We start from the raw sequence: 14,586 nt of genomic DNA, 5'->3' as shown, positions 1-14,586 counted from the left end.
GCGCCCGCCAACCCCCCCCGCGGCCCGGGTTTGTGCCCGGGGGGGGGGCCCGGGGCGGGGGCCGGCCGCCCGGCCGGGGGGCGGCGTGTCCTGGGCGGGGGGGGGGGGGGGGGCCCCCCCCCCCCCCACCCCCCGAAGGACAACTCCGTTACGGCGTCGTCTTCGTGATGATCACGCTGCCCTTGCCCGCGACCGAGCCGCGCGCGTTGAGCAGTTGCACCTCACCGAAGAACTTGCGTCCCTCGGGCGCCGCGGCCGAGGCCAGGAGCGAGGCCGAGACCTTGGCGGAGGCGCCGTGCGGCAGGTTGACCGTGGTGGTGTCGTCCACCGTGACCGTACCGAGGGCGTCGGAGAAGTAGACGTCCTCGTAGTCGTAGGTGGTCGTCCCCGCCGGTACGGCGTAGGCGTCCACCTCGAAGGTGTACGTGCCCGCGGGCGGGTTGGCCAGGCTGACCCGCTCGTCGGAGCCGCCGCTGGCGGACTGCGCGACGAGCACCCCGTCCCGGTAGACGTACAGGTCGAGGTCGGCGGCCGTGTCGGACGTCCCGCCGATCGACACGTCGAGCCGGGAGGCGCCGGGGCCGAGCGTCAAGGTGGTGGTCTGCGTGTCACCGTCGGCGATCGTCGGCTTGGCGGTGAACGCCGAGCCGAGCGGGCCGCCCTTGAGCTTGCCCTGGATCGGGGCGAAGCCGTTGGTGACCGTCCAGTCGACCGGGGTCGGCGTGCCGACCTTGGCCTCGGGAACCGTCTTGACCGCCGGGTCGAAGGCCACGCCGAGCAGCGTCACCGACAGGTTGTACGGGTTGTCGAGCTGCGGCGAGGTGCGGCGCGCCTCGACCGCGATCTCCCACACGCCCGGCATCGGGTTGGCGTAGGAGCGCACGTCCGGGCGGCACTTGTTGTTGGGGTTGTCGTAGTTCGGGTAGCAGTCGATGGTCTGGGTCGAGTCGAGCGGCACACCGTACGGGTGCATCGTCAGGAACCGGGTCTGGCTGCCGGTCTTGAGCCCGTCCATGGCGACCTCCAGCGAGGTCGCGCCCGCCGGGACCTTCACGAAGTACGACCTCGTGGTGTCGCGCTCGATGCTGCCGGAGCGGGTCAGCGTGTACGACGGGCCCGCGACCGGGGTGGAGACGAGCACCGCGGCCGACATCTGCGAGTCGATGCCGCGGGTCAGCGGGTCGTCGATGTTCAGCAACGCGCTGTGCGCGCCCACCGACTTCGGCTTCGCGGTGACCTTCACGGTGACCGGCTTGTTCAGCGGCAGCAGCACCAGCGGGCTGGCCACCTTGAACGTGCCGTCGTTGTGCGCCCAGGTGAGCGTGTGCAGTTGGGCGTAGACCGGACCGCTGGTACGGGTCACGGTGACGTCGTACGTCCGCGACTGCCCGGCCTGGAGGCCGCCTTCACGGTCGTACACGCCCGTGCCGAAGCCCGGGGTGACGAGGTAGTCCTTCAGCACCGTGTTGACCGGCGCCTTGACCGTGTACGTGTTGGTCTTGCCGCCCTGCTTGAGCAGGTTCCAGGCCGGGCCGACGGCGATGAGACCGGCGCCCTGGTCGATCGTCTGCGTGCCGGGGATCGACTTGGCGGTGCTGGTCAGCGCGGTACGGAGCTGCGCGGGGCTGACCGTCAGGTGCTTGGCCTTGGCCGCTGACAGCAGCAGCGCGGAGGCTCCGGCGGCCTGCGGGGACGCCATCGAGGTGCCCTGGAGCATCGCGTAGCCGGGCGGCAGGGTGTAGCCCGCCTCCTTCACCGGCCCGCCCGGCTCCCAGGTCGGGATGGTGTTGATGGACGCGCCGGGCGCGGTGATGACCGGGGCGAGGCCGCCGTCCTCACGCGGGCCGCGCGAGGAGAAGGGCATCATCGAGTACGGAACGGTCATCTGCGAGCCGTAGTTGGCCGCCCAGGTCTCCTTGGAGATGGACGCGCCGACGCTGAGCACGTGGTCCGCGAGGCCGGGGTCGCCGATGGTGTTGACGCCGGGGCCGTCGTTGCCCGCGGAGATCACGAGCTGTATGCCGTAGGTGTCGATCAGCTCCTTGTAGAGCTGGTCGCGGGCGCTGGCACCGTCGTTGAGGGCGCCGAGACCGCCGATGGACATGTTGACCACGTCCACGTGCCGGTTGACGACCAGGTCGATCATGCCCTCGGTGAGCGCGATGCTGGTGCAGCCGCCGCTCCAGGTGCAGGCGCGCGAGGAGACGATCTTCGCGCCGGGCGCCGCGCCGTTCATCTTGCCGCCGAACAGGCTGTTGGCGGAGGTGATGCCCGCCACGTGCGTGCCGTGCTCGGACTCCACGAGGCCGAAGTTCACGAAGTCCGCGGTCTTGCCGACCCAGGTCCCGCCGTAGGGGTCCATGGGCACGTTCTTGCGGATCTCGACGGTGAACGGGATCGACTCGGAGATCGGCGTCGCCGGGTTGTCGGTGCCGAAGTGGCCGATCTGGAAACCGTCCTTGTACGGCTTCATCGCGGTGTCGTCCGTGAAGTCGCCGTTGTCGTTCAGGTCCACGCGGACCGTACCGGCGGCCGGGTCGTACAGCACGCCCCACTTGTCGGTGGTGTCGCCGTCGCGGTTCAGGTCGCCGTTCATGTCGCCGCCGATGGTGGCGGATTCGGCGAACGTGCTGAAGTAGTAGTTCCCCGCGGGCGCCTTCCAGGTGCGTCCCGAGGAGGTGAAGGCCGGGCCGGAGACCGCGGTCACCATCGGGCGCCAGGTGGCGTCGCCGTCGAGGATCGGGTCGGTCGCGGTGATCCAGTCGACGATCTTGCGCTCACCGGTGGTGGTCTTCTGGAGCGCCGGGTGGCCGATGTCCACACCCGAGTCCAGGATGCCGATGGTCACGCCGCGGCCGTCGTACTTCGGGTTGTCCTTGACGAAGTCGACCGCGCCGGTCTCGAACGCCGGCTGGTACGGGTTCTTGGCCGGGGTGTCCTTGCCGGGACCGGGGTACGTCGTGGCCGACGCCTTCCCGTTCTTGGCCGCCGCCGCGGTGGTGTCCGCCGCCGGGGTCGGGTCGTCGAGCTTGATCTCCTGCTTGAGGTCGATCGCGATGACCGAGGACAGCTTCTGCGCCGCCGCGATGGCCTGGTCCGCCTTGCCGGTCGGCACGGTGGCCCGCACATAGCCGATCTTGTCGTACCGCAGACCCACGCTGGCGCCCTGCGCGTCCAGCTTGTCGGCGACCTGGCCGGTGCTGCCGGGCTTGGTGGCGACCATGAAGGTGACGTTCTTGTCGCCGTCCGCCTTGGCCTTGGCCAGCAGCGAGGCGTCCGCGGACCCGAGTTTGTCCGCGGCTCCGCCCTTGTCGGCGGCGCCCTTGTCCGGCGAGCCGGGGCCGGGCGCGGGGGTGGAGGAGGGCGAGGCGGGCGCGTCCGCGATCGCGAGCGCGGGCCCGGCGGCCGACAGCGCGGCAACCAGACCCGCGGCCAGCGCGATACGGGCCGCGCGTCTCTTGCCGGGAATGTGAGCGAGTGGCATGGGCATCCCTGTTCGGACCGAGGTGGTCTGTTCGGAAAACGGAGCCGGTCGATCGCTCACATTGCTGGAATTGACTCCCCTTTGGGGAGTGTTGACCGTCCAATGGTCTGGGCATGACGTGTTTCCGCCAACCGCCATCAGGACGAATACGGTACGGGTCGGGGTAAATCGCCGGGACCCCGCTTCCTCGTGTGACGGGTGGTCACCTCGGGGTGACCACCACATACGCGGCGGGTGTCCGGTCGGCGGACGCCATCAGCGCGGTCCTGACGATCGCCGCCTGCTGCTCGGCGGAGTCCCTCAGTTTGGCCGGAGTGAGGTGGATGACGGTGATGCCCAGCGCCTCCAGACGCTCCCGCTCACGGGCGTAGCGCGACCACACCGCGTCGTCCTCGGCGTTCTCGAAACCGTGCTCGAAGGCCCGGTCGAAGAGCTGGTCGAAGGCGCCGCCGGGACCGTACGTGCCACCCGGTCCGTACGCGTCGCCGTCCCCGTACGCGTCCGTCGCGTATACGTCGCCGTGGCCGTCCCCGCCCGCCGCCGTGCCCGGCCGTACGGTGCGCGCGTCGATCTCCACCGCCACCGCGTGCTCCGGCCAGTACGCGTCGACCCCGCCCAGCGGCGGGCCGCCCGGCAGCCGCAGGTCGACGTTCCACACCGGGTCGGGCAGCGCGTGGCAGCGCACCATCGCGATCAGCCGGTCCTCGGCGACCGACCGGCCCTCGGCGAGCAGCGCGTCCAGCGCCGCCGCCACCTGCGGCCGGTCCAGCAGCCGCGCGTGCTCCAGCTCCTCCAGTACGGCGCCCGCGTCGCAGTGCCCGCCGCGCACCGCCTCGGTCAGCATCCGCCGCACCGTCTCGGCGTCGTCCAGCTCCGCGACCGCGTCGGCCAAGGCGCGCGGCACCGGCGCGCAGGGCAGTCCGGCGACCTCCTGCGGGCGGGGCAGCGCGTTGGTCCTGCGGATCGCCACGTCACCCGCGTCGCGCAGCCTGCGCTGCCGCGGCACCAGGACGTCGATCCGCGGCAGCCCCGGCAGCGGCGGCACCGAAGAGAAGCGGTGCAGGGCGAGGGCGGCCAGCCCGGTCACCATCGCCTCCCGGCCGCCGCCGAGCGGGCCGTGCGCTCCCGGATCGCGGCCCGCGTACAGCAGCGCCGCCTCCAGGCGCTCCGCGCTGTTCGGGGGCCCGGAGTGCAGCAGGTACACCTGCGGCAGCACCTGCTGCCACGGCCCTCCCGGGCGGCACCGCTCCGCGATCACGCCCGGCGTCACGCCGCGCTCCCTGAGCTGACGGACCGTCAAGACGCTGTGGGCGGTGCGGAGGTGGTCGGCGGTGCGGTGTGTGTGGGGGTTCTCGATGCTCATGCCGTGGTCGTTCCCGCCGCCGGCCCCGTCACTAACCGCTGTTACACGCCCGTCGACAAACCCGGACAAGCCTGGGCTAAAGTCCACGTGTTCGGATGCCGAGCTTACCTTTTCACCTATTCGGGTGACCCCCTCCGGGGGCCTGCTCTTTCCCGCCCGCCCACCCGTGCGGGTGTGTTGTCGTCTGCGGGTGCCGCTTGTGCCTGGTCGGTGCCGGGCCGGGGCACCTCCTCGAAATCCGTATCACCTGGCCTTTGCGCATCCGGTACCCGGCCGTCAACGTATTTCTGCGGGGGCACCCCGGCCCGTCCCCTCCTCGCTCGTCGGCGTCCGCCTGCCGGTGGGGGTTGCCGGGGAAGGGGGTGGGTGGGCTGGGATGCGTCGGCGGCCGACGGTCCGCTGTGGTGCCGGGGCGGGGGTGGGTGGGTCACGGTCCGTTGGCCTCCGCCTGGCCAGTGGGGGCGGCGAGGGGGTGGGTGGGCTCCATTACGTCGGCGTCCGCCCGCGCGCTGTAACCGGGGGAGGTGTCCCTCCGCTGTGGGCATCGGCGGAGACCGCCTGTCTCCGCCCCGCCGGGAGGTCTGGGGGGCGCAGGGCCCGCATCCCCACTCACCGCCTTTCGCCCACCCCGCCGAGAGGTTGGCGGGGCGCAGGGCCCGCACCCCCACTCACCGCCTTTCGCTCACCCCGCCGGGAGGTCGGGGGCGCAGGGCCCGCACCCCCACTCACCGCCTTTCGCTCACCCCGCCGGGAGGTCGGGGGGCGCAGGGCCTGGCCCCCACCCACCCCCGTCCGCCACCACAGCGGACAGGCGGACGTCGACGTACCCGTACCCACCCACCCCCCTCCCGGCCACCCCCACCGGACCGTCGGACGCCGACGTACCGGGAGGGGACGGGCCGGGGTGCCCCCGCAGAAATGCGGTGACAGGGAGGGTGCCGAATACGCAAAGGCCAGGTAGCCGCATTTCGAGGAGGTGCCCCGGACCGGCACCGACCCAGGCACAAGCGGCACCCGCAGACGAAGAAAACACCCGCACGGGTGGGCGGGCGGGCAGAGACACCCCCCGTCAGCTCACCGCAGGGACTGGGCGCGGAGCGCCCGCGCGAGGTCGTCGCGCGACTCAACGACCAAGCGCCGCAAGGCGGGCGCCGCGTCGGCGCGGGAGGAGAGCCACGCGTCGGCCGCGGTCAGCGCCTCAGGACCCTGGTGGTGCGGGAACAGACCCCGCACCACCGCCATGCCGATCTCAATCGACCGCTCGCCCCAGACGCGCTCGATCGAGGCGAAGTACGGCTCGACGTACGGCGCCGTCAACCCCCGCTGCCCCGGCTGCGCGAAGCCCGCGATGGTGGCCTCGACCAAGGCGTTGGAGAGCCGGTCGGAGTCCACGACATCGGCCCAGGCCGCCGCCTTGACCTGCGCGGAGGGCCGCGCGGCCAGGCAGCGCACCTCGTGCCGGTGACCGGAGGCGGTGTCGTCGCGGGAGCGCTCGGCCGCGACCGCCGCCGCGTCCGCGTCGCCCTCGGCGGTGAGGGTCTCGAGGAAGGTCCAGCGCAGTTCCTGGTCGACGTCGAGCCCGTCGATCTTCGCCGAGCCGTCCAACAGCCCGCGCAGCAACTGGAGATCGGCCGCCGACGAGGCCACGGAGGAGAAGAACCGCGCCCACGCCAACTGGTGGCCGCTGCCCGGCTCCGCCTGCCGCAGCTCCCGCAGCGCGCCCTCGGCGAGCGACCTGGCGGCCTCCTCGCGGTGGTCGGGCGCCACGTAGTGCGACAGCGCGGAGCGCGCCTGCTGGTGCAGCGACTGGAGCACCCCGATGTCGCTCTCGGAGCCCGCGAAGAGCAGCACGAGACCGAGGTAGTCACGGGCGGGCATCAGCCCGTCACGGGTCAGATTCCACACCGCCGACCACGCCAGTGCCCGCGCCAACGGGTCGGTGAGGTCGCCGAGATGGGCGCGGAGCGTGTCCAGTGACACCTCGTCGAAGCGGATCTTGCAGTACGTCAGGTCGTCGTCGTTGACCAGCACCAGCTCGGGCCGGTCCTGGCCGGCCAGGCCGTCCACCACGGTCACCGGGCCCGACACGTCGGTCTCGACCCGCGCGTACCGTTCGAGCGCGCCGCCCGGCACCCGCCGGTACAGGCCCACCGCGACGCGGTGCGGGCGCAGTTCGGGGTGCGACTCGGCGGCGGTCTGGAGCACCGACAGCTCGGTGATCTTCCCGTCCGCGCCGTAGACCACCTGCGGGGTCAGGGAGTTGACGCCCGCCGTCTCCAGCCACGCGCGCGACCACTGCGCCATGTCGCGGCCCGAGGTCTCGGCCAGCACCGCCAGCAGGTCGGCGAGCGTGGTGTTGCCGTACGCGTGCCGCTTGAAGTACCGGCGCGCCGCCTCCAGGAAGGCGTCCCGGCCCACGTACGCCACGAGTTGCTTGAGCACCGAGGCGCCCTTGGAGTACGTGATGCCGTCGAAGTTCAGCTTCGCGTCCTGGAGGTCGCGGATGTCGGCGACCACCGGGTGCGTGGAGGGGAGTTGGTCGGCGCGGTACGCCCACGCCTTGCGCCGGTTGGCGAAGGTGATCCACCCGGCGTCGTACTGCGTGGCCTCCACCATCGCGAAGGCGCCCATGAAGTCCGCGAAGGACTCCTTCAGCCACAGGTCGTCCCACCAGCGCATGGTGACCAGGTCGCCGAACCACATGTGCGCCATCTCGTGCAGGATCACATTGGCCCGGCCCTCGTACGACGCGCGGGTGACCTTGCCGCGGAAGACGAACTCCTCCCGGAAGGTGACACATCCGGGGTTCTCCATCGCGCCGATGTTGTACTCGGGCACGAACGCCTGGTCGTACTTCCCGAAGGGGTACGGGTAGTCGAAGTTGTCGTGGAAGAAGTCCAGGCCCTGCTTGGTGACCGTGAAGATCTCGTCCGCGTCGAAGTGCCGGGCCAGCGACCTGCGGCACAGCGCGCTCAACGGCACGTCGAGCACCGCCCGGTCCTCGAAGGTCCGCGAGTAGTGGTCGTGCTCCACGTGGTACGGGCCCGCGACGACCGCCGTGATGTACGTCGAGATCGGCTGCGTCGGCAGGAAGCGCGACACCGCGCCGCCGCCTTCGCCCTCGTACGGCACCGGCTCGCCGTCCCGCTCGCTGTTGCTCAGCACCGTCCAGCCCTCGGGCGCGGTCACCTGGAAGGTGAACGGCGCCTTCAGGTCGGGCTGTTCGAAGTTGGCGAAGACGCGGCGCGCGTCGGCGGGCTCGTACTGCGTGTACAGATAGACCTCGCCGTCCTCCGGGTCCTCGAAGCGGTGCAGCCCCTCGCCGGTCCTGCTGTACGCGCAACGCGCGTCGACCACGAGGGTGTTGCGCTCCGCGAGGTCGTCCAGCGCGATCCGGGTGCCGTCGAAGACGGCAGCCGGGTCCAGCTCCCGGCCGTTGAGCCGGACGGAGGTGACGGCCGGGGCGAGCAGGTCCGCGAAGGACGAGGCGCCGGGTCGCGAGCACCGGAAGTCGATCACGGTCGTCGACCGGAAGGTGCGGTCCCCGCCCGCGTCGGCCGGGTCCACCGCCGACCGTACGTCGAGGGCCACGTCGTAGCGCTCGACGGACAGGATCGAGGCCCGCTCACGGGCCTCCTCGCGGCTGAGGTTCTCGCCGGGCACGGGCGACTCCTTTGTCTGTTCTCACAGGCCCCGCGGGTCTGTGGGCTCATGGGCGGCCCCGGGGGTCTCCCGGGTGGTCACAGCGTCCCGCATCCTCCCACGCGGGGCGTACGGGGGAGGGGTACGGGGAATGCCGTCGCGCCGGTCGCGCGTTGTGCGACAGGGGACTCATGTCCCCGTGAGCCCACATGCCCCCCGTGCCGCCCGGCACGCCCCGGCACGATCCGTTCGAGGAGTACGCAGTGACCGCGACCGCCCCCGAGACCGACAACCGGCCAGGCAACGACAAGACCCCGGCCGACTTCTGGTTCGACCCGCTGTGCCCCTGGGCGTGGATGACCTCCCGCTGGATGCTGGAGGTCGAGAAGGTCCGCCCGGTCGAGGTGCGCTGGCACGCCATGAGCCTGGCGGTGCTCAACGAGGACAAGCTCGACACGCTGCCCGAGGAGTACGCCACCTTCCTGCGCGACGCGTGGGGCCCGATCCGGGTCGTCGTCGCCGCCCAGCAGAAGTACGGCGAGGAGTACGTGGGCCGGCTCTACACCGCCCTCGGCACCCGCTTCCACAACCAGGGCCTGCCCAAGACCCGCGAGACCGTCGTCGCCGCGCTCGAAGAGGTCGGCCTGCCCGCCGACCTCGCCGACTACGCGGACTCCGACGAGTACGACACCGAGCTGCGCGCCTCCCACAAGGAAGGCATCGACAAGGTCGGCCAGGAGGTCGGCACCCCCGTCATCGCCGTCCCCGGCGACGACGGCGAGCAGATCGCCTTCTTCGGCCCGGTCGTCACCCCCACCCCGCGCGGCGAGGAGGCCGCCAAGCTCTGGGACGGCACCTTGCTGGTCGCCTCGATCCCCGGCTTCTACGAGATCAAGCGCACCCGCACCAAGGGCCCGAGCTTCGAGTGAGCGCGGGGGACCGGGTTCGGGACGGGGTGCCGCGCCGATGGCACATCTAGGGCTGGTGGCGCTCGTCGTGCGTGACTACGACGAGGCCATCGACTTCTACACCCGCGCGCTCGGCTTCGAGCTGCGCGAGGACACGCCCCGCGCGGACGGCGGCCGGTGGGTGGTGGTCGCGCCCCGCGGCTCGTCCGAGACGGCGCTGCTGCTCGCCCGCGCGGGCAACCTCGCCCAGGCGGACCGCGTGGGCGACCAGACCGGCGGCCGGGTCGGCCTCTTCCTCACTACCGACGACTTCGACGGCGACTACAAGCGGATGGTCGCCGCCGGGGTCGTCTTCGAGGAGGAGCCGCGCTACGAGCCGTACGGCGCAGTCGTGGTCTTCCAGGACCTCTACGGCAACCGGTGGGATCTGATCGAACCCCACAAGTGACGTTGACCGGCACGGCAGTCGGGGCGGGCCCGCGAGGTCCCGCCCCGACGCATGTCACGGACGTGAGATGCCTCACGCGACCTGCCGAAACTCCCCGACTCCCCGGACCGCGCCGATAACTTGACGGTGCACGGAAGTCTCCAACCGGTCGCTCGCGGCTTTGTTCTCTTCTCACGATGATCACGCTCGGCCGCTGCGTTAGCGTCACGGTGTCCCGACCGTCCTCACCCCGCGGAGTACCGATGACCACCGCCGAATCCGTCGCCGTTTCCCGAGCCCCCGGAGCGGTCCTGGCCGACCTGCTGCCCGCCTCGCGCGTCCGCGACACCGCCCTGGTCGTCGGCGGCGCGGTGCTCACGGGCCTGGCCGCGCAGCTCTCGGTCCCGGTGCACGGCTCGCCCGTCCCGGTCACCGGCCAGACCTTCGCCGCGCTGCTGGTCGGCACCGCCCTCGGCGCCCGCCGCGGCTTCGCCGCCCTCGCCCTGTACGCCGCCGCCGGTGTCGCCGGGCTCCCCTGGTTCTCCGAGGGCGCCTCCGGCTGGTCCATGCCCAGCTTCGGCTACATCCTCGGCATGCTCCTGGCCACCGGCGTGGTCGGCGCCCTCGCCCGCCGCGGCGGCGACCGCACCGTCGCGCGCACCGCGGGCGTCATGGTCCTCGGCTCCGCCGTGATCTACGCGATCGGCGTCCCCTACCTCGCCTGGTCCGCCCATCTGTCCGCGTCCCAGGCCGTCTCCCTCGGCCTGACCCCGTACCTCCTGGGCGACGCGCTCAAGGCCGTCCTGGCGATGGGCCTGCTCCCCGCGGCCTGGCGGCTCACCCGGTAGGGCACTCCCGCTCCGGCCCGCCGGACATGCAAAACTCATCGCATGCGCGTTTACCTCGGGTCCGATCATGCCGGTTTTGAACTCAAGAACCACCTCGTGGAGTGGCTGACCCTCCACGGCCACGAGCCCGTGGACTGCGGGCCGCACATCTACGACGCGGTGGACGACTACCCGCCGTTCTGCCTGCGGGCGGCCGAGGGCGCGGCGGGGGAGCCGGGCAGCCTCGGCATCGTGATCGGCGGGTCGGGCAACGGCGAGCAGATCGCCGCGAACAAGGTCAAGGGCGTCCGCGCGGCGCTGGCGTGGAGCGAGCAGACCGCGTCGCTGGCGCGGGAGCACAACGACGCGAACGTGCTGAGCATCGGCGGCCGGATGCACACCGAGGCGGAGGCCACGAAATTCGTGGAGATCTTCCTCACCACCCCGTACTCGCACGAGGAGCGCCACCAGCGCCGTATCGACATGCTGAGCGCGTACGAGGCCACCGGCGAGCTGCCGCCGGTCCCGGACCACCACCCCCGCCAGGGCTGACGCGGGCGATGCCGGAAGGCCACACGATCCACCGCCTGGCCGCCGACCACCGCGAGCGGTTCGGCGGCGGGGCGGTCCGGGCGAGCAGCCCGCAGGGCAAGTTCTCCGACAGCGCCGCGCTCGTCGACCGGCAGGTGCTGGAGAGCGCCGAGGCCCACGGCAAGCACCTGTTCCTGGGCTTCGGCGCGACCGGCTGGGTGCACATCCACCTCGGCCTGATCGGCAAGGTCACCTTCGGCGACGGCAAGGCGCCGCCGCCGACCGACACCGTACGGCTGCGGCTGGCGAACCGGGCGCACTGGGCGGATCTGCGCGGCCCGGCCGCCTGCGAGCTGATCACCGAGCCGGAGAAGCGGGCGATACACGACCGCCTCGGCCCCGACCCGCTGCGGCCGGGCGACGACCCGGAGCGGGCGTGGCAGCGGCTGTCCCGCTCCCGGATCAGCGTCGCCGCGCTGCTGATGGACCAGAAGGTCATCGCGGGCGTCGGCAACGTCTACCGCGCCGAAGTGCTCTTCCGGCACGGCGTCGACCCGTTCCTGCCGGGGCGTGAACTGCCGCGTCAGCGGTGGGACGTGATGTGGTCCGATCTGGTGACGCTGATGCGCGAGGGCGTACGGACCAACCGGATCGACACCGTGCGCCCCGAGCACACTCCCGAGGCGATGGGCCGCCCGCCGCGCCAGGACGACCACGGCGGCGAGGTGTACGTCTACCGGCGCACCGGCCAGCCCTGCCTGGTGTGCGGCACCGGGATCAGCACCCGGCCGCTCGCGGCCCGCAATCTCTTCTGGTGCCCGGTCTGCCAGCCCGCGCATCCGCCGGTGAGCTGACCGGTCTCAGAAGCCGTGCGGCAGCCACGGCTCGACGTCCCCGCGGAACGCCCTGGACGCCTCCGCCAGCGCCCCCGGCCGCAGTTCACGTACCAGCCCCGCCTCCGCCTGCCCGCGCAGCGTCGGGCCGCCCAGGTAGGCCGCGCCCAACTCCTTGACGGACAGCGCCAGGTCGGCCGCGTCCGCGGTCCGCTCGCACGTCGCGCCCTTCGCGTCGCCCGACAGCCGCCAACGCCCGGCGTTCCAGGGGCAGAAGGCGTCCTCCACCTCCAGCACCACATCCACCGGGGCGGTGTACGTCCGCGCCTCCAGCGCCTCGCCGAGATTCACCAGGCGCACGTGCAGGCTGTCGCGGAAGGCCAGTTCACCGCGGCGTACGTCGGACAGGAGGTGCAGCAGCGGGTCGTCGACCGGCCGGTTGTAGAACGCCACCCGCGAGGTGAGGTCGATGGAGGACAGATAGCGCCACAGCGCCGCGTAGACCACCGGGTCCAGCGCCTCGACGTCGCTCAGCTTCACGATGTTGTCGGGACCGAAGGAACTCCACGACAGCTTCACCGAGTAGCGCGCGTAACCGCGTACCTCACCGTCCGCCTCGGCCACCACGCACAGCCGCTCGCCCGCGCCGTCCCGGCTCGCCGGGGCGTCGAGGAGCGGCACCCGCTCCCAGCCGGGCCGCCTGGCCAGCATGCCGGGCCGGGTCGGCACCACTCGCGCGTAGACGGCCTCGCACGCCTCGCCCGCCGCCTCCAGCGGCACCAGCCGCAGCCGTACGTCGTCCACGCCCGGCAGGGCCCTGACGGCGGTCCTGGTCGTGTCGACGTTGCCGCGGAGCTGCAACGTGCCCGTGCCGTAGCCGAACCGGCCGTAGATCGCCGGTTCCGACGCGGTCAGCACGGCGAGCGGTTCGGGTCCCTCGCGCACGTCGTCGAGCTGCCTGCGCATCATCGAGGTCAGCACACCGCGGCGGCGGTGCGTCGGCTGCACGCTCACCATGGTCACGCCCGCGGCGGGCAGCGACGCCCCGCCGGGCACCGTCACACGGAACGAGAAGGCGCCCGCGGTGCCGACGATCTCCCCGCCGTCCCACACCGCCAACGACCTTTCCAGCTCGGTCAGTTCACGCCACAGCCCCCGCTCCTCCGGGGGCTCGGCCGGCCCGCCGAAAGCCCGCTCCAGGCGGCCGTAGAACTCTTCCCAGTCGTCCCGCTCCAGCACCCGCAGTTCCGTCGTCATAGGCCCTGCCTACCAGCCGCGCCGTCCGCGGGCGAACGTATTTCCGCCGTCTACGTGACAGGTCGGGGGGTATCCGCCCTGCACGGCGGGGCGAACGGTCGATAGGGTCGCCAAGACATGGCAAAGGGCGTCGCGGGCGAGGGGCTCGGGCTGCGGTGGAGCAGATGGCTGCACCGGGCCCGGCTCGGTGTGCGCAGGGCCGGGGTCGACTACTTCCGCGGCGGCGCCTCCGACTGGGTCGGCCTCACCGTACTGATCCTCACCGTCCCCGCGCTGGCGTACACCACCGTGAGCCTGCCCGTCTGGTGCCCGCCCAGCTCCCTGGTCCTGCCGATCCTCACCGGCGGCCTGCTGCTGCGCCCCTCCAGCCTGCTGCTCCTCTACGCGGCCTCCGCCGTCGCGCTGGTCGCGGAATCCGCGGCGCTCGGCCCGTACCGCGAGGGCCCGGCCCGCGTCACGCCCGGCACCGTCCTGGTGGTCACCGCGGTGGCGCTCACCGGCCTGGTCATCGCCCAGTTCAGGGCGCGGGTCGGCGTGCCCTGGCGGGGCGGCCACACCATGCTCTTCGACCTCAGGGAGCGGATCAGGGTCCAGAGCAGACTGCCGCGGCTGCCCGCGGGCTGGCACGCCGAGATGGCGCTGCGCCCGGCGGGCGGCCAGTCCTTCTCCGGCGACTTCGTGGTGGCCACCCGCGGTTCGGTCGGCGGCCGGACGCTGGAGGCCGTGCTCACCGACGTCTCCGGCAAGGGCATGGACGCCGCCTCCCGCTCGCTGCTGCTGTCCGGCGCCTTCGGCGGCCTGCTCGGCTCGCTGCCGCCGCACTCCTTCCTCACCGCCGCCAACGGCTATCTGCTCCGGCAGAATTGGGACGAGGGCTTCGCCACTTCCGTGCACCTGGTGCTCGACCTGGAGAGCGGCGACTACGAACTGCTGTCCGCCGGGCACCTCCCAGGGGTGCAACTGCACGCGGGCAGCGGCCGGTGGGAGGAGAAGGCCGCGGAGGGCCCGCTGCTCGGGGTCTACGACGGGGCCGAATTCCACGGCGTGAAGGGGACGTTGCGCTCGGGGGACGTCCTCATGCTGTTCACGGACGGCCTGGTGGAGACGCCGGACAAGGACATCTCCGAGGGCATCGACCGGCTGATCGGCGAGGCGGACCGCTTCGTGGCGACCGGATTCCGGGGCTCCGCCTGGCGGTTGATCGAAGCGGTCGCCAAGGATGTCAACGACGACCGGGCGCTACTCGTGGTGTGCAGGGACTAGCCGACGGGAATGGGACTATGGGCCTTCGGGTCCAACTGTCGTTCCCCGATG

At 72.1% G+C, this 14,586-nt stretch carries 10 protein-coding genes; 6 read left to right on the top strand and 4 right to left on the bottom strand.

From position 1 onward, the window contains the following. Positions 1–148: 148 nt before the first annotated feature. The 3 genes from ACFZAM_RS19855 to pepN all read right to left on the bottom strand — a co-directional run bounded on the left by ACFZAM_RS19855 (position 149) and on the right by pepN (position 8,510). Positions 149–3,484 (bottom strand): S8 family serine peptidase, encoded by a 3,336-nt coding sequence (locus ACFZAM_RS19855; RefSeq protein ID WP_391047636.1) that lies wholly within the window; start codon positions 3,482–3,484, stop codon positions 149–151. A gap of 202 nt (positions 3,485–3,686) precedes the next feature. Further along, positions 3,687–4,847, bottom strand: a complete 1,161-nt coding sequence (locus ACFZAM_RS19850; RefSeq protein ID WP_391047633.1) for a hypothetical protein — start codon at positions 4,845–4,847, stop codon at positions 3,687–3,689. 1,074 nt (positions 4,848–5,921) lie between these two features. Then, positions 5,922–8,510, bottom strand: a complete 2,589-nt coding sequence (gene pepN, locus ACFZAM_RS19845) for an aminopeptidase N (RefSeq protein WP_391047631.1) — start codon at positions 8,508–8,510, stop codon at positions 5,922–5,924. Between the two features lie 242 nt (positions 8,511–8,752). Between pepN and ACFZAM_RS19840 the strand changes: the two genes are divergently transcribed. From ACFZAM_RS19840 to ACFZAM_RS19820, 5 genes are all read left to right on the top strand, one after another. Beyond that, complete coding sequence (locus tag ACFZAM_RS19840; RefSeq protein WP_391047630.1) at positions 8,753–9,418, top strand: DsbA family protein; 666 nt, start codon at positions 8,753–8,755, stop codon at positions 9,416–9,418. A gap of 37 nt (positions 9,419–9,455) precedes the next feature. Then, positions 9,456–9,845, top strand: a complete 390-nt coding sequence (locus tag ACFZAM_RS19835) for a VOC family protein (RefSeq protein WP_355349503.1) — start codon at positions 9,456–9,458, stop codon at positions 9,843–9,845. Between the two features lie 242 nt (positions 9,846–10,087). Beyond that, on the top strand, positions 10,088–10,672 hold the full coding sequence (locus tag ACFZAM_RS19830) for a biotin transporter BioY (protein ID WP_391047627.1): 585 nt from the start codon (positions 10,088–10,090) through the stop codon (positions 10,670–10,672). Between the two features lie 42 nt (positions 10,673–10,714). Further along, positions 10,715–11,203 (top strand): ribose-5-phosphate isomerase, encoded by a 489-nt coding sequence (locus ACFZAM_RS19825; protein WP_391047626.1) that lies wholly within the window; start codon positions 10,715–10,717, stop codon positions 11,201–11,203. Positions 11,204–11,211: 8 nt separating this feature from the next. Continuing rightward, positions 11,212–12,036, top strand: coding sequence for a DNA-formamidopyrimidine glycosylase family protein (locus tag ACFZAM_RS19820; protein ID WP_391047624.1), 825 nt, complete (start codon positions 11,212–11,214; stop codon positions 12,034–12,036). 6 nt (positions 12,037–12,042) lie between these two features. Here ACFZAM_RS19820 and ACFZAM_RS19815 read toward each other — a convergent pair whose 3' ends face one another. Next, positions 12,043–13,272, bottom strand: coding sequence for a GNAT family N-acetyltransferase (locus ACFZAM_RS19815; RefSeq protein ID WP_391047622.1), 1,230 nt, complete (start codon positions 13,270–13,272; stop codon positions 12,043–12,045). A 117-nt stretch (positions 13,273–13,389) separates the two neighbouring features. On the opposite strand from ACFZAM_RS19815, the gene ACFZAM_RS19810 reads away from it, so the two are divergent. Further along, on the top strand, positions 13,390–14,535 hold the full coding sequence (locus ACFZAM_RS19810) for a PP2C family protein-serine/threonine phosphatase (protein ID WP_355349518.1): 1,146 nt from the start codon (positions 13,390–13,392) through the stop codon (positions 14,533–14,535). The last annotated feature ends 51 nt before the right edge of the window (positions 14,536–14,586 follow it).

Origin of the sequence: Streptomyces sp. NPDC008079, assembly GCF_042957385.1 — a bacterium.
Lineage (GTDB): Bacteria > Actinomycetota > Actinomycetes > Streptomycetales > Streptomycetaceae > Actinacidiphila.
The sequence above is the reverse complement of the archived record's forward strand: the minus strand, read 5'-3'. Positions and strand labels throughout refer to the sequence as shown.